This window comes from Sedimentitalea sp. (assembly GCF_039973035.1).
Classification (GTDB): domain Bacteria; phylum Pseudomonadota; class Alphaproteobacteria; order Rhodobacterales; family Rhodobacteraceae; genus Sedimentitalea.
The window spans coordinates 132,325-148,105 of the sequence record NZ_JBDWLR010000020.1; the positions used below are offsets into that span (position 1 = coordinate 132,325).

The 15,781-nt window shown below is 59.4% G+C and carries 12 protein-coding genes; 7 read left to right on the forward strand and 5 right to left on the reverse strand.

From position 1 onward, the window contains the following. Positions 1 to 55: 55 nt before the first annotated feature. The 4 genes from ABJO75_RS03435 (at position 56) to ABJO75_RS03450 (ending at position 5,293) form a co-directional block, all read left to right on the forward strand. The gene (locus ABJO75_RS03435) at positions 56 to 727 is read left to right on the forward strand and encodes a response regulator transcription factor (protein WP_348131098.1); all 672 of its coding nucleotides are present in this window, start codon (positions 56 to 58) and stop codon (positions 725 to 727) included. Then, positions 724 to 2,103 carry a HAMP domain-containing sensor histidine kinase gene (locus ABJO75_RS03440; RefSeq protein WP_348131101.1) on the forward strand — a complete coding sequence of 460 codons (1,380 nt, stop codon included), beginning with the start codon at positions 724 to 726 and terminating at the stop codon, positions 2,101 to 2,103. Before ABJO75_RS03435 ends, ABJO75_RS03440 begins: the two co-directional genes overlap by 4 nt. Positions 2,104 to 2,410: 307 nt before the next feature. Then, positions 2,411 to 4,192, forward strand: a complete 1,782-nt coding sequence (locus ABJO75_RS03445) for a hypothetical protein (protein ID WP_348131104.1) — start codon at positions 2,411 to 2,413, stop codon at positions 4,190 to 4,192. A 33-nt stretch (positions 4,193 to 4,225) separates the two neighbouring features. Next, on the forward strand, positions 4,226 to 5,293 hold the full coding sequence (locus ABJO75_RS03450; RefSeq protein ID WP_348131105.1) for a TAXI family TRAP transporter solute-binding subunit: 1,068 nt from the start codon (positions 4,226 to 4,228) through the stop codon (positions 5,291 to 5,293). 88 nt (positions 5,294 to 5,381) lie between these two features. Here ABJO75_RS03450 and ABJO75_RS03455 read toward each other — a convergent pair whose 3' ends face one another. The 3 genes from ABJO75_RS03455 to ABJO75_RS03465 form a co-directional block, all read right to left on the reverse strand. After that, positions 5,382 to 7,874, reverse strand: a complete 2,493-nt coding sequence (locus ABJO75_RS03455) for an AAA family ATPase (protein ID WP_348131108.1) — start codon at positions 7,872 to 7,874, stop codon at positions 5,382 to 5,384. Between the two features lie 206 nt (positions 7,875 to 8,080). Then, the gene (gene ychF / locus ABJO75_RS03460; protein WP_348131110.1) at positions 8,081 to 9,178 is read right to left on the reverse strand and encodes a redox-regulated ATPase YchF; all 1,098 of its coding nucleotides are present in this window, start codon (positions 9,176 to 9,178) and stop codon (positions 8,081 to 8,083) included. Between the two features lie 143 nt (positions 9,179 to 9,321). Then, complete coding sequence (locus tag ABJO75_RS03465) at positions 9,322 to 9,774, reverse strand: hypothetical protein (protein ID WP_348131112.1); 453 nt, start codon at positions 9,772 to 9,774, stop codon at positions 9,322 to 9,324. Positions 9,775 to 10,021: 247 nt separating this feature from the next. Between ABJO75_RS03465 and trpA the strand changes: the two genes are divergently transcribed. From trpA to ABJO75_RS03480, 3 genes are all read left to right on the forward strand, one after another. After that, complete coding sequence (gene trpA / locus ABJO75_RS03470) at positions 10,022 to 10,813, forward strand: tryptophan synthase subunit alpha (RefSeq protein ID WP_348131115.1); 792 nt, start codon at positions 10,022 to 10,024, stop codon at positions 10,811 to 10,813. A 75-nt stretch (positions 10,814 to 10,888) separates the two neighbouring features. Further along, positions 10,889 to 12,052, forward strand: a complete 1,164-nt coding sequence (locus tag ABJO75_RS03475; protein WP_348131118.1) for an alpha-hydroxy acid oxidase — start codon at positions 10,889 to 10,891, stop codon at positions 12,050 to 12,052. A gap of 154 nt (positions 12,053 to 12,206) precedes the next feature. Then, the gene (locus ABJO75_RS03480; RefSeq protein WP_348131121.1) at positions 12,207 to 12,926 is read left to right on the forward strand and encodes a response regulator; all 720 of its coding nucleotides are present in this window, start codon (positions 12,207 to 12,209) and stop codon (positions 12,924 to 12,926) included. A gap of 82 nt (positions 12,927 to 13,008) precedes the next feature. On the opposite strand, the gene ABJO75_RS03485 is transcribed toward ABJO75_RS03480, so the two are convergent. Further along, positions 13,009 to 14,181, reverse strand: a complete 1,173-nt coding sequence (locus tag ABJO75_RS03485; protein ID WP_348131124.1) for a DUF1501 domain-containing protein — start codon at positions 14,179 to 14,181, stop codon at positions 13,009 to 13,011. A 10-nt stretch (positions 14,182 to 14,191) separates the two neighbouring features. Next, positions 14,192 to 15,583, reverse strand: coding sequence for a DUF1800 domain-containing protein (locus ABJO75_RS03490; protein ID WP_348131126.1), 1,392 nt, complete (start codon positions 15,581 to 15,583; stop codon positions 14,192 to 14,194). Between the last annotated feature and the right edge of the window lie 198 nt (positions 15,584 to 15,781).

Genomic DNA, 15,781 nt, shown 5'->3' on the forward strand with positions numbered 1-15,781 from the left:
CGGACGCAAGGGTTGCTTAACTATCCCTTGTCGGACGCAAGGGTTGCGAGGGTGCATGAAAATATTGGCTGTCGAAGATGATGCCACCACCGGGGCGTTCATTTCGCGCGGATTGCGCGAAGAGGGTCATTCGGTTGATCTGGTCACAGATGGGCGCGAGGCGCTCATTCAGGCGACCGGTGGTAGTTATGACGTGATGATCGTTGATCGGATGCTGCCGGAGATCGACGGTTTGACTCTGGTCAAGACCTTGCGCGGCGCTGGCAATCGGACACCGGTGCTATTTCTGACATCACTGGGAAGCGTTGAGGACCGGATCGGCGGGCTGAACGCGGGCGGTGATGATTACCTCGTCAAACCCTTCGCCTTTGGCGAGCTGTCGGCGCGGGTCAGCGCGCTCGCGCGCCGCCCTCCGGCGGTCGAACAGGAAGCGGTGTTGCGGGCTGGCGCACTCGAAATGGATTTGATCGCCCGCAAGGTCACACGCGACGGGGTCGAGATTGACTTGCTGCCGCGCGAATTTGCCATTCTCGAACACTTGATCCGCCGCAAGGGCCGGGTTCAGACCCGCACGATGTTGCTTGAGGCGATCTGGGACATCAATTTTGATCCGATGACCAACGTGGTCGAAACCCATATCAGCCGGTTGCGCGCCAAAGTGGACAAGCCCTTTGATCACGAATTGATCAAGACCGTGCGCGGTGCCGGCTATCGGATCGACGCGTGACCAGCCGCTTGTCGAGCCTGTTGCGATCAATGCCGTTGCGCTTGGCCCTCGGGCTGGTGGTGCTGTTCTCGACCGTTAGCCTGATCAGCCTTGCCGCGAGCTATGTCTTGACTGAACGGTCCTTCGAACAGGCGATCCGCGCGGATCTGAGCCAACGCATTGCAGGGTTTCGTGCGGCCCCCACCGCCGCAGCCCTATCCACGCTGGTCGAGGCAGAAGCACGCGAAACCGACCCTGAGCGACTGGCCCTCAGTTATCTCGCACCCAACCGCAGGCAATATGGCAACGCCGTGATCGCACGGGACGCCGAGGGCTATCACGTCCTGTCGTTGTCACAGGAAAGCCCCGATCTGAGCGGCGATTACCTCGCCCTGACCACATCGCTGCAAGGGGGGCAGTTGACCATCGCACGCAGCCTGTCGGAAATCGAAGCATTGCGGGCCGTGTTTCTGAACATTCTAGGGCTGAGCCTACTGCCCACCGTCCTGATCGCACTCTCGGGTGCAGTCTATCTGGCGCGGCGCAGCGCACGCAACGTCGCGGCCGTCGGCAAGACGCTGGATCGGCTGACATCGGGCGATTTGCAGGCACGGGTGCGACCCGAATCCGACTGGTCCGAGGACTTGGCCGAAATCGGCACCAAGATCGACGAGATGGCCCGCGCGCAGGAAAGTTCGGTTGCCGCAATCCGACAAGTGTCGTCCGATATTGCCCATGATTTGAAAACGCCGATCCAGCGGGTTGCCGTGCATCTGGAGGACCTGTCCAACCGCGAGGAGTTGGCCCCTCCGGCGCGCGATTTGGTCGATCAGGCGCGGACCGAACTGGATGGCGTGGTGTCGGTGTTCCGGTCGCTGCTGCAGATCGCGCAAATCGAATCCGGCACTCCCAAATCGGCCTTTGTGCCATTGGACCTTGCAGATCTGATCGGCACCTGCGTCGAGCTTTATGAACCGTCAGCCAGCGATAGCCGCCATGATCTGAGCACCCGCATTGCCCCGGACACACCCCCGATCATGGGCGACCGCAATCTGTTGCTGCAACTGCTGGCAAACCTGATCGAAAATGCCCTGCGCCATACGCCCGAGGGCAGCGAGATTACGCTCGAACTGAAACAGCAGCCAGACGGCGTGGTCCTGAGTGTCGCGGATACCGGGCCGGGCATTCCTGACGGGGAAACCGAAAATGTCCTGCAGCGACTCTATCGACTAGACCGCAGCCGAATGACGCCGGGCAGCGGCCTCGGGCTGAACTTTGTTTCGGTCGTGGCCCGTCTGCACGGAGCAAATCTGGTTCTGCGCGACAACGCACCGGGATTGCGGATCGACATCACATTTGAGCCGGTCAAGCCAGTGGGTTTGCCCGACTCGGTGTAAACCGCGCCCACTGCCATAGCTTGCCGATTGTCATGCCTCGCTCAACCACGAGAGCAAAAACAGATTCAACGCCTCATTGCATTGAAGATTCGACCAACCGTGACAAGTGTGCCAAGTTTTGCGTATGCTAGAAGTTAATGCATTTGTGAGGGGCGAATTGGACATGCGGCACATCAAGATTTTAGTGTGTAGTGCCATGGTTTTCGGATTGGCGACTTTTGATCCAGCAACAGGAAGCGCGCAGGAGGCCGCATCGGACGCGGCTGAGTTGTCGCAGAAGGCCGAATCCTTCAGACGAATTATAGGCTTGTTGGAAGAAGACATCGGAGCGTTGGAAGCCGACATTGCCGAGATAGGCGATGAACGCGACGCCGAGGCGGCAAAGCTCGAAGAGATTAAGGCTGAACTGGCACAGGCCCAGGCCGCACTGGATGAGGTCGAGCAATCCTCGGCAACAAAGCAATCGGAGTTGGATGAGTCAATTGCCACGGCGACATCCCAGCGGGATGCCGCGATCCAGGAGCGCGACGCCGCCCAGACCGCTGTCACCGACCTTCAGGCACAGCGCGACGCTCTCGTGACCGAAGTCGACGACGCACGTGCGGAACTAGAGCGTGTGCAAAGCGAACTTGCCGATGCCAGCACATCGGCCGATGCCGCCCAGACGGCCAACGCTGAATCAGAGGGTGCAGAGCTTTCAGAGGCACAAGCCGCATTGACACAGGCGCAATCCGCAAAAGCGGAGGCCGAAGCCGCGCGTGCCGATGCCGAAGCCAAACGCGAAGCCGCAGAAACCGAACTTGCCGAGATCAACAGCAAACTGGAAGCAGCCAGAGCAGAGCTGGCAGAGGCCGAAGCCAAAACCGCAGAGCTGACAAGTGCACAAACCGAAGCGCAGGCCGCCTTGGAGGCCGCTCAGAGCGCGTCGAGCGAGGCAGAGGCTGCACGTACCGAGGCCGAAGCTAACCGCGATGCGGCTCAGGCTGAACTTGCAGATGTGAACAGCAAACTTGAGGCCAAAAACGCAGAGCTTGAACAAGCCGAAGCCAAAGCCGCCGAACTGGCGAGCGCCCAAACAGAGGCGCAGACGGCCCTTGATGCTGTTCAAGCCGAGGTGAGTGACGCAGAAACGCGCAAGGCAGCGCTGACCGAAGAGATTGCGACAGCCGAAGCCGCCGCCGAGGCCAGCCGCACACAAAACGCGGAACTGACGGCCCAGACCGAGGCGCTCGACGCAAGCCTTGCCGATGCTAGGGCGCGCGAGACGGACCTGAATGCCAATCTTGACAGCCTGTCCAGTGACATCGCGCAGAAAGAAGCGCAGTTGGCGGATGTGTCCGCGCAGGTAGCAACGGTATCCGATACGCTGACCGCCAAAACGGCCGAGCTGGACGCCATGGTGGCAGACGCCGACAAGACACTGTCAGAACAGACTGACGCGGCACGGTCGAGGCTGACGGAGCTTGAAGCCCAGATCAGTGACGGAGAGGCCCGCAAAGCCGCGTTGGAAGAGCGGATCGAGGCACGTGCCGCGCTTGCCGAAGCGCAGAAGGCCGCAGAGGCGGAGCACACCCGTCTGGAAGCCCGCGTCGCAGAGTTGAACAATCAGGCCAAGGCGCAGGAAGCCGCGCTCGAGGCGGCGCAGAAAGAGACCCAAACCCTACAGGCGCAGATTCAGGGCGACCGGTCGGTTGCCGACGACCTGTTGAAACAGCGCGAGCAGATGCAGGCCGAGATTGCGGCGCTGGATCAGACTCGGGCCGAACGCGAAGCCGACATTGCCGCGCTGCAACAACAAATCGCCGCCGCTCAGGCCGCGACACCGGCACCCGAGCCCGTGACCGCACCTACGCCGTCTGTGACGCCAAAACCTGCCGCCGCGCAACAAGGCAGCCCACGCGCGCCAGGAGCAGTAAATGCAGCGATCAGCAACGCCCCCGGCCTGCCATCTCAGCGGACGCCGCAGGTCAACCAGCTTTACGATCTGTTGGTTCAGGGCAATTGCGCGACCGATGCGCTGCAACAATCATTTGGCGCGATCAACCGGCATACGCTGGTCTATCTGATCAAGACACTGGGCGGATGCTGACGAACATTTATCGTTTGAATTGGAGAGCATGACATGAAGATAAAGAAGAATTCCATTCTGGCGCGGTTCGTCGCCCTTGCGGTCTTGCTGACTGGAATGTCGCTGCCGGCGCAGGCGCAGGTGTTCGAAAAGAACATCCTGACAGGCGGGCCAAACGGAACATACATTCAATTTGGTCGCAACGTCAGCGAAATCGCCGCCGCATGCGGCGTAGATCTGCAAGTGCAGGAAAGCGCCGGTTCGTTGGAGAATTTTCTGGGCGTCCGCAAGCGGCGGTTTACCCAGTTCGGCATCGTGCAATCGGATGTTCTTGAGTACCTCAAGACCTTTGCCGCTGACGATCCCGGCGTCGCGCGGGCCATCCTCGGGGTCCGGATCGCCTTTCCGCTCTATAACGAAGAAGTGCATGTTCTAGGCACAAAGGACATCAATTCTCTCGCTGATCTCGACGGCAAACGCATCGCCGTCGGAGTCGAGGACAGCGGTACGTTCCTGACCGCATCACTGGTTCTGGACCTTGCCCAGGTCAATCCTGCCGAGCGCCTGACAATTGACGCGGATGCCTCGCTCAAGGCTCTGACAGACGGCCAGATCGACGCGTTCTTCTATGTTGCGGGTGCACCGACCAAGATTTTCCAGTCTCCGGACATTGACCCGGCGCGGTTCCATCTCGTTCCCATCAGCGATCCAACGCTGCAGGCAGTTTACGAGCCCGCCACCATCCCGGCAGGCTCTTATCCGTTCCAGAGCGATCCGGTGGATGTCGTTGCGGTCAAGGCCGTGTTGATGACCTATGAATATGATCCGAACCGCAATGCCTACCACCGCGAAAGCTGTAAGGCGGTCTCTGACATTTCACACCTGATCAGCACCCGGTTTGGCGAGCTGCAAGCCAATGGCCATCCCAAGTGGCAACAGGTAGACCCGACAGCCCTGCCCCCCGGTTGGAACATCGGTTCCTGTGTGAATGCCGGGCTTGATCCGAACTATCCGCTGGCATGCGAAGGCGACGAGCCCACTGCAGCGACTGGTCAGTCTGCCCCGGAGAGCGAGGCCAATTCGGCCTATCGCCGCCAAATCTGCGCCACCATCGGCTGCTGATACACGACGAGGCGGAGGGAACCCTCGCTCCGCCTCACGCCCAAGCGCAGTGAACCGTGCCGGGCTGGCTCTCACGCATCGAGATGGATCAGTTGAGTATGACCGAGAGTTGCCCCGGCATGATCAGCGTGTTCCCTGACGGCTGTGCCGGTATCTGCTCCAGTTCCAGATCATTCCCCAACAGCGAAATCACCTGTTCCGCCGCCGCAAGGTCGGCGTCGTAGGCGTACCTGACGACGCCCCCAGCAACAGTAGCATCAGACGTTTCGTCAGCTGTCGATGCAATTCCCGCTTCGCTAAGAATGGCGATGGCTGCATCGATCGCGTCGCTATCCGCTCCGTCAACAGAGGACAGTGAAACCTCAGGGCGGACCGGTCTAGCTTCGATTGTAAGGCGCTCGCCATCCTGACCCAACGCGTACCAATTCGACACCGTGTAATCCGACAATGCAGGGCGGATTGCCAATACGCGCCAGACCTGCTCTTCGGTGCTTATATCCGGTGTTGAGATGGCGGTGAGGCCTGTCGGATCAAGGCGGACCGCAGGCGCATCCGGCGCGGCGGCCAATTCGACCACGAAATACTCCGGAGCCGCGCCTATGCCACCAGACCAGACGAATTCCGCCGTGCCGTCGGGCAGCGGGCCGCCAAGCAAGGGGACAGGAGGCGCTAGTGCCCCGGTGCTTTCGACCGGTTCCAGACCCGCAAGCCGCCTTTTAGCGCTGCGCACGTTGGGTTGGGCGTGTTGGTACCATGCACGGGCGGCGGCTACGTCGCGCGGGACACCTGCACCGGTCTCAAACAACTGGCCCAGATAATATGCGGCCTGATCCTCGCCCCGCAATGCCGCCCGCGAATAGTCAATGACAGCTGCAAAGGGATCAGAAGGGCTCGCAGTCAGGGCGCTCTCAAGAAGCTCGCTCCCGGTGGGATGATCCAATGACACGATCCCGTTCGTTGTGTCGACCGCTGGGTCTTCCGCGATCGTCACGTCGGGTCCGGGCGCGCTGTTGTCAGGTAACGAAAGGGCGGTATCCTCCGCCACAGGCGCGTTCTGGGCACTTGTATCGCCGTCAAATGGCTCTACGGGGGCGTCAGGAACGACAGCTTCAGTTGGCGTTTCCGCCAGTTCAGTCGGCTCTTCTGGAGTTACCTGATCCTCGACCACACGGGGCCTTGATTCACGCACGCTCCAGATGCCTGCTCCAAAAACGGCCAAGACCGTCAGACCGATGAGCGCCACGTTAAAGCCATCGTCAAGGATTCGCGCTCCAAGGCCGCGCATTACAGGGGCGCGCTCGCGCTGTTGCGCGGGCTCTTCTCGCAGGGCAGCGGCCAGATCAGCATCCACTTCGTCTTGCGACTCTGGTTCCGGTTCCTCGTCGAAAACTTCGACGGTCGGTTGGGGCAGTGGCTCAGGTTCCGCCTGTGGCTCCACAGTCGTCAAAGGCTCGGGCGACGACAATCCCAGTGCCTCATCATCGGCCAGAGCTTCGGCTTCAATCTCTTCCTTTACAGGGTCTGCAATGACCTCCTCCGGCTCCTCCTCGGGCGGTTCATTGGCTCGTGCGGCGGGCGCCTGTGGATTGTCCTCGGGGCTGATGGTCTCTTGCGTGTCCCATGGATCGGACACCAGTCTGATACTCGGTTTGCCATTGCCATGCGAGGCTGGCTTGCGAAACGAAGAAGGACTCGCACTGCCTGTCGGCCCTTTGACGGTCTTGGGCGGTTTCGCGCCCCCCACCGTCGTCGGTGGCTTGATCGGGAGATGTGCGATCAAGCCTGTTTCAGACGCCTCTTCGAGAAATTCATCCATAAAGACGGCGTCAATGTGATCGACACCATCCCCAAACGCAGTGACCAGCGCGAGTTCGCACACCACGTTGATCAGACGCGGTATGCCGCCGGACACTTCGTAGATACGATCGATCGCACCTTCGTCAAACAATTCACGGGTGCCGCCGGCGACAGCGATCCTGTGACGAATGTAATGTCCGGTATCCTCAAGAGACATCGGCCCGAGGTGAAAAGCGGCCCCGACCCGCTGTGCAATCTGGCGATTGTTCGGCTGTTTCAGACGGTCGCGCAGTTCGGGCTGCCCGACAAGAAACAGCATCACCAGGCAATCCTTGCGGGCATTGATGTTGGTCAGCATGCGCAATTGTTCGAGATCTTCATCGGAAATATTCTGTGCTTCGTCGACGATCAAGACACAGCGCCGTCCGGCGGCATATTCAGCAATCGCGAAATCCTCAAAGGCCCGATATTGCTGAACAGTGGTTCCTTCGGCGCGAATATCAAAGGCACTCAGGATCCATTGATAAAGCCCGCCCATTCCGCTCCAGAAATTGGAGAGCATCCCGACCGTCGTCTCGCGCGGTGCCTCTTCAAGAAAGTGCTGTAGCAATGTTGTCTTGCCGGTCCCGACATCGCCAGTGACCACGGTGATCGGAACCAATTGCTCGATGCCAAAGGCCAATACGCTGGCGGCGCGCTTATGGGCAACGTCCCAGTACATAAAAGACGGGTCCGGCGTGATCTTGAACGGTAACGTCTTCAGATCGAAAAAGGTTTCATACATCGCGCAAACAAACCAACCAAATCAGGACACTCATGCCAGATATGCCGAGTTCAGGTTGGCCGGCGAGGCCGGCATCTCAACTTGTCACGGCACGAGCCAGATAAATCCTAACACGTAATAGGAGTCTATTGTGCCATTTCACGGTCGTTTTTCAAGCGAAGCGCCCATAAAACCGCAGGCGCGTCGCATTCACGCGTGTTTTACGCTCAGGTATTGAAGAGGAAATGCAGAACGTCGCCATCCTTGACGATGTAACTCTTACCCTCGGCGCGCATTTTTCCGGCTTCTTTTGCGGGCTGCTCTCCGCCGAGCGTGACAAAATCATCAAAGGCAATGGTTTCCGCCCGGATGAACCCTTTTTCGAAATCGCCATGAATCACCCCGGCCGCGCGCGGTGCCGAGGTCCCGGCGCGGATGGTCCAGGCACGGGCCTCTTTCGGGCCGACGGTAAAGTAGGTCTCGAGATGCAACAGCTCATAGCCCGCTCGAATCAGACGGTCGAGGCCAGCTTCTTGCAGGCCCATTTCCTCGAGAAACATCTGCGCTTCTTCGGAGTCGAGTTGGCTGATCTCTTCTTCGATCTGGGCGCTGATGATGACGTGCGAATTTCCTTCTGCCGCTGCCATTTCGGCGACACGGGCGGCATGTTCATTGCCGTCTGCGGCGTCGGATTCGCCAACGTTGCAAACATAAAGAACCGGTTTCGTCGTCAGAAGTTGCAGCAGTTTCCAGGCACGCAGGTCTTCGTCATCAACATCGACTAGACGCGCAGGTTTGCCGTTTTCCAGCATTTCCTGCGCCGCCGCGAGCAGGCGATCCTGCTGCTGTGCTTCCTTGTCGTTGCCCTTGAGCTTGCGAACGAGGTTCGCGCGCCGCTTTTCGATCGATTCAAGATCAGAGAGCATCAGTTCGGTTTCGATCGTGTCGGCATCGGCGACCGGATCGACCCGGCCTTCCACATGAGTCACGTCGCCATCTTCAAAACAGCGCAACACATGGGCAATTGCGTCAACTTCGCGAATATTGGCCAAAAACTGGTTGCCTAACCCCTCGCCCTTGCTGGCGCCTTTGACCAGACCGGCAATATCGACAAAGGTCATGCGGGTGGGGATGATCTGCTTGGACCCTGCGATTTCGGCAAGTTTGTCGAGACGTGCGTCAGGTACGGCAACATCGCCCACGTTGGGTTCGATCGTGCAGAACGGAAAATTCGCCGCCTGTGCGGCGGCGGTACGGGTCAACGCGTTGAACAAGGTGGATTTGCCGACATTCGGCAGCCCCACGATTCCCATCTTAAAGCCCATGCTGGCCTCCGGTCTGAATTCGGCCTGCTTCTAGAGACCGGAGCAAGGAGGCGCAAGCGCCAGTCTTGCAAGCAGATCGCCCATTCAGGTTCAACGCGCCTCATTTATCGGTCTTCAGTTCAATTCCAAGCGCAAACGGCTACTCAGTCAGAATGTCGATCCCGCAGCGTGGCGTTCGCAGGGCTATCACTGCTCACATCAAACTGCATGTTGCTGATTTTCCAACCGGACTCCCTCCGTCTGAGAACGACAAAACCGGCATAGGGGTCCTCGGTCAGCAAATGGCCATCGCGCACATAGCGTGTTTCATAGGTCGCCGAAATGGTATCAGCATCCTGATAGCTGGCGACCAGACAGCGACGGATCATGTGCGTCAGCCGTCTTGACCGCAATCGGTCGATGAATGTCGAACAGATAGAGCGCATTTCGGCCTGCTCCGTCACGATCACGCGCTGCCCCGCACTCTCGAGTGTGCAGGGAATGTCGCACCAGCCTAGAGTCGCTTCCACATCCCCCGAAATTGTCACAGCCCCCTGACGATCAAGAAAATCCTGCGCGATATGCCGTGCGTCTTGATCCATCAACTCTTTATCCATCTCGGGCTCTGGTACTCGCCATCAAAACGAGAAGATGATCCCCGTTGATCCTGCAAGCGTCAATGATCGTTACACTAAAACGACGTATGGGAACTTTCGAGCCCGGTGTCTACGGCGCAATTGCCGACAGAATGACCAGTCTGGCGTGGATCTCGGGGAGGCGTCAGTTGGGCCGTGTCCACAGGTTGCTCATTGATTTCCGAGCCCGCATTTGGCATGGGCAGAACAAGCCACAAGGAATACGCCCATGACCCGCATCGACGCCAAGTTCGCAGAGCTGACCGCAAACAACAAAAAGGCGTTTGTCGCCTATGTTATGGCGGGCGATCCGGATTATGACACGTCACTGGAAGTGGTCAAAGGCATGCCGGCTGCCGGGGTCGATGTCATCGAACTGGGCCTGCCCTTTACTGATCCGATGGCCGACGGGCCGACCATTCAGCTTGCAGGACAGCGCGCGCTGGACGCAGGCATGACGCTGGAACGGACACTGCAACTGGCCACGGAATTCCGCAAGGGCGATGACACCACGCCGATCGTGCTGATGGGATATTACAACCCGATTTACAGCCGGGGCGTAGAAAGGTTTCTGCAGGATGCCAAAGCCGCAGGAATCGACGGGCTGATTGTGGTTGATCTGCCACCCGAAGAAGACGACGAGCTGTGCATTCCTGCGCAACAGGCAGGCTTGAACTTTATCCGCCTAGCGACGCCGACAACCGATGACAAACGCCTGCCCAAGGTATTGCAGAACACGTCAGGCTTTGTCTACTATGTGTCGATCACCGGGATCACCGGTGCAGCCGAGGCCGAGGCCGTGGACGTCGCCCCCGAAGTTGCGCGGATCAAGTCGCAGACCGAACTGCCGGTGATTGTCGGTTTCGGCATCAAGTCACCCGAGACCTCGCGCGCGATTGCAGGTGTTGCTGATGGCGCCGTTGTCGGCTCTGCCATCGTCGCAAAGATCGGCAATGGCGAACCGGTCGATGGAGTGCTGGCGTTCGTAAAGTCGCTGGCTGACGGGGCGCATAGCGCCTGAACGGTCCTGCCGCATTGAGTTTCCCTTGCCCCGCCGCTATCGATATGCGGGACAAGGCGAAAGGATGGCTGCGGAATGCCGGTGATCACCAATATCGAAGACCTCAAACGCATCTATGAGCGGCGCGTGCCGCGGATGTTTTTTGACTACGCCGAAAGCGGCAGCTGGACCGAGCAGACCTTTCGCGACAACACTAGCGACTTTGCCGATATCCGCCTGCGCCAGCGGGTTGCGATTGACATGACCGGGCGCACGACCAACAGCCAGATGATCGGGCAAGATGTGGCAATGCCGGTGGCGCTGGCTCCGGTCGGATTGACCGGGATGCAATGCGCCGATGGCGAGATCAAGGCCGCCAAGGCCGCCGAGCTCTTTGGCGTGCCCTATACCCTGTCCACGATGTCGATCTGCTCCATCGAGGATGTTGCCGAAAACACCAACAAACCGTTCTGGCTGCAGGTCTACACGCTGAAAGACGACGACTTCATGCAGCGGCTGTTTGACAGGGCAAAGGCCGCCAAATGCTCCGCTGCCGTCATCACCGTCGATCTTCAGCTACTCGGACAGCGCCACAAGGACCTCAAGAACGGGCTGTCTGCTCCGCCAAAACTGACCGTCAAATCCGTCACCAACATGATGACCAAGATCCAATGGGGCCTTGGCATGCTGGGTACAAAGCGTCGTTTCTTTGGTAACATTGTCGGCCACGCCAAGGGTGTCAAAGACCCATCATCGCTGGGCAACTGGACCAACGAGTCCTTTGATCAGGCGCTGGACTGGGACCGCATCCGCCAATTCCGTAAAATGTGGGATGGTCCTTTGATCATCAAGGGCATCCTCGATGTCCGCGACGCGCGCGAGGCACTGAATGTTGGTGCCGACGCTATCATCGTCTCCAACCACGGCGGCCGGCAACTGGACGGTGCGCTCAGCTCGATCCGGGTACTGGAAGAGATCGTCGAAGCGGTTGGCGACAAGATCGAGGTCCATCTGGACAGCGGAATTCGATCAGGTCAGGACGTGTTGAAGGCTTTGGCAATGGGAGCGAAAGGCACCTATATCGGGCGCGCCTATATCTATGGACTCGGTGCGATGGGACAGGAAGGCGTGACCAAGGCACTCGAGGTGATCCATAACGAATTGGACCTGTCCATGGGATTGTGTGGCGTCACGGATGTAGCCGATCTCAGCAGGGACAACTTGTTGATCCCCAAAGGGTTCGCAGGTGAGTGGGGCTAACTTGGCCGGCCACGGCACTCACATCCGGAAGCTGAATCCCCTGCGTCACGGCGGGGGGTTCGGAAACCTCTTCTAGGGAACATTCTCACTGATCTTAACCTTGCGTTAGCCATCGCGGCCTAGCGTGAGTCGGGTCTGCTGAGAGGAACCCACCATGGACGAATTTGATCCGTTCACCGCCCCGCCCCGTGCGCCGACTGCCAACCGGCCATTGCTGGGCCTAACCATTCTTGTTGTTGAGGACAGCCGTTTTGCTTGCGAGGCGATGCGCCTCCTCTGTTTGCGGAGTGGCGCGCGAATCCGAAGGGCCGATTGCCTGAAATCGGCGCGTCGGCATCTTCAGGTTTATCGCCCGTCGGTCCTGGTCGCCGATCTTGGACTGCCGGACGGGTCTGGCATTGATTTGATCGATGAAGTGGCGCACGCGACGCCTCGCGTCCCAGTCATCCTTGGCACGTCTGGCGACGATCATGCCGAAAACGCGGCTATTGCCGCCGGCGCCGATGGCTTTCTTACCAAGCCGGTTACCTCGCTAACCACCTTTCAACAAGCCGTGTTGTCGCGCCTGCCGACCAATCAACAGCCAATCGGGCCGCGCGTAATACGCGATGAGGTGATCGAACCTGACAAAATGGCCTTTCACGATGACATGGCACACGTTGCCGATGTTTTGAACGATCTGGCCGGCGACAAGGTTTTGGACTATCTCGCACAGTTTGTCGGCGGGGTCGCACGCAGTGCACAGGACGCCACTCTGGCCAATGCAGCGGATTCGCTGGCAGCCGCGCGCAGGCGTGGTGGGCCGGTCGCAACCGATATGGCGCGCATCGCAGGGCTGGTTCAGGAAAGGCTGGAACAGAAGAGAGCGATCTGAAACCCGCGATACGGATATTCTGAGCGAACGACCGTCGCGCTGCGCAGTGCGACAGTCACACGGAGTACCGAAACCTTCGTTCCTATCGCAATAGCCCCGGATCGTTCGCCATATCCAATCCTGGGAAAACGACGCGTTCCAGTGATCCACGATCTAGCCCCGCAAGGCCACGCATCAGCCACGCTGCAGGGGCACGCACGTCGCCAGTTGGCATGAGATCTCGCCGGTCATACAAATCCGCCTCATCCAACCCCGGCCAGTCGCCCAGCACCCGGCCACCCCGGATCGCGCCACCGGCCAGTACCATCGCACCACCAGTTCCGTGATCGGTTCCCCCCGTGCCATTAATGCGCACGGTCCGGCCAAATTCGGTCATCGCGACGACCGCTGTTTTGCCCCAGACCTCTGGCCCAAGACCCGATTGCAACGTCAGGATCGTGTCGGAAAGTCGACCCAAAGCCTGGTTTAGGTTGCGATCTTGCTGTCTGTGGGTGTCCCAACCATTGATCGAAAACGACGCAACGCGCGTGTCACCCCGCAACTGTTCCGCCGCAAACTCGGCCACCTTGATGTGTGGCTTGCCGCGCGCGGCGCCGCCCCCTGACCCGGTCAGCATTCTTGCCTCGCTAAGCGCCGCGTGAAAGGCGGGATCTTCCTGCATAACCAATTCGGCGAGTTGCATTGCCTGCGGGCTGATTGCAAGATCTGCATCCGGCGCCCAGTCGGCCACCTCGACCGGGCCCTCGAGCAGTTTCATTTCACCATGCCCGATCGCAAAGGCCGTGCGCGGTTCCACCCCCGGCAATTCCCCCAGCATCCGGTTCAACCAACCGTCACGTACACCTGACAGCGTTGGGGTCCCTGCTTCGAGCAAATCTTGGCCGTCAAAATGGCTGCGTTTATCCCGGTATGGGGTCGACACCGCGTGTACGAAACCGAGTTCGTCCTTGCGCCAAAGCGGCATCAGCGGCGCAAGCCCCGGATGAAGCGCAAAAAACCCGTTAAGGTCCAACGCACCGTTCTTGGCCCCACCTTTCAAATCGGCGCGTAGTGACGTGTACTCCGGTGCGCCATAGGGCTGCACCACGTCGAGGCCGTCCATTCCACCACGCAGGACAATCACCACAAGCCGGGTATCCCAAGGGGCCGCTGCAAAGCTGACAGGTGTCAACAAGGGGCTGGCCGCCACCGAACACCCGATCAGGGCAGACCGGCCCAGAAAAGCACGGCGGCTCAGATTTCGCACGGATGACATTGGCAATCTCCTATCTGCGCTGAAACGCGGGGGAACTCAGAACCAGCCCGATGGCATCAGACCGGCTCTCGGCTGCCCGTGCCGCGAAACGGACCGGCTCTGTCGCAAGGGGGCCAAGTGCCGTGTCCACAAACGCGCTTGGTTCGGGCAACTTTGGCCGCAGGACAGAGGGCGCGGACATCGCCCACCGCAGCCGCGCCGAAAGCCCCTGCGGCGTAATCCACGCCTCATCCTCCTCGGCCCAGCCATCCGGCCCACCCGGGTTCATCAACGGCTGCCCCATCTCCGCCAAGGGCCGCAGAAGGGCGCGCCGGATCTCGCGCGGTTCCAGATTCTGCATCACCTTTGGTTTGACGGCAATCGCCCGGCAACTCGACGCAATCAGGTCAAACGGCGGTTTGACGTTCCCTGTGCCCTCTGCCCAACTTGCAGGATGATCCAACAATGCGGCATAAACCTCGAGCAGATCGCCATCCGTCTCAACAAACCGTTCGGCGACATGATCCACAAGCGCCTGGTCGGGATCATCCGACACGAAATGCACCGCAAGCTTCCACGCTATATGCTTTGCTGTTACCGGATGCACGGCGATGTCATGCAACGCATCAACGACAGGTTCGATGCCGGTCTTTCCTTCGCCATAGCTCACCCCAAGAACCGTTTCCGCACCGGGTTCGGCAAAACCCTTCCGGAACGTGAACGTGCCGTCAGTCTTGTAGCTCAGCCCGGTGAACAGTTCGGCCAACTGACGCACATCGCCTTGCGTATACGGCCCGTTAACGCCCAGCGTGTGCAATTCCAGCACCTCGCGCGCCAGGTTTTCATTCAACCCGCCCAACCGCTCGGAGCGCGCCGCCGCAGCACTGCCCGGGCCGACCGAATAGGACTGATCGAGAAAGTGCAACATCAACGGATGCGTCACGGCAGCAACCAACAGGTCCCCGAAACGCCTGTTCACATTTGGCCTGATCGATTCCTCGATATATGGAAAGGTCGCCGGCATGATGATCGGATTCTTGCCCTTGGCGGTGAAATGGTCCGCCCAGAACATCGCCAGACGCTCGCGCAACGGAACCTCGGTCCAACTCCACCGCAAGAGGGTATTGGCATACCACCCATGGCTTTGACTGGCGAGCGTCTTGCGCATCGCGGCGATTTCGTCACGCGCCGCAATCGCACGTTTGGTTTTGCCTTGTTTTTTCGCCGTCTTGATCTCGTGCCGGAGGCGCGCGGCTGCCTCCAGATTTTGCGCGTAGACCGAAAACGATTCGATGGGAAAACGCTCCGCAATTCCGTCCGGTTCGTTTAGCCCTGCAAGCAGGTCGTCAGCAGTCTGGGCCGGCAATTCCGGCGACAACCCACAACCAAATCGGATCGACGCCTGTTCAGAAGATATGGGCACGATGTTGCACCTGTCTTGGGTTCAGTTACTTCGCTTTCTACACCAAAGTCGCGACTCAGATCACCGACCTTTGGAATTACACGTCATATTTCAGGCGTTCCGTCGCTCACCGCGCAGGAAAACGCCATGCGCCACTTAAATCGCCACCGTTCAACATTTGTGAAAGCCGCCATGTTTCCGTATTGTTCTAGTGACAAG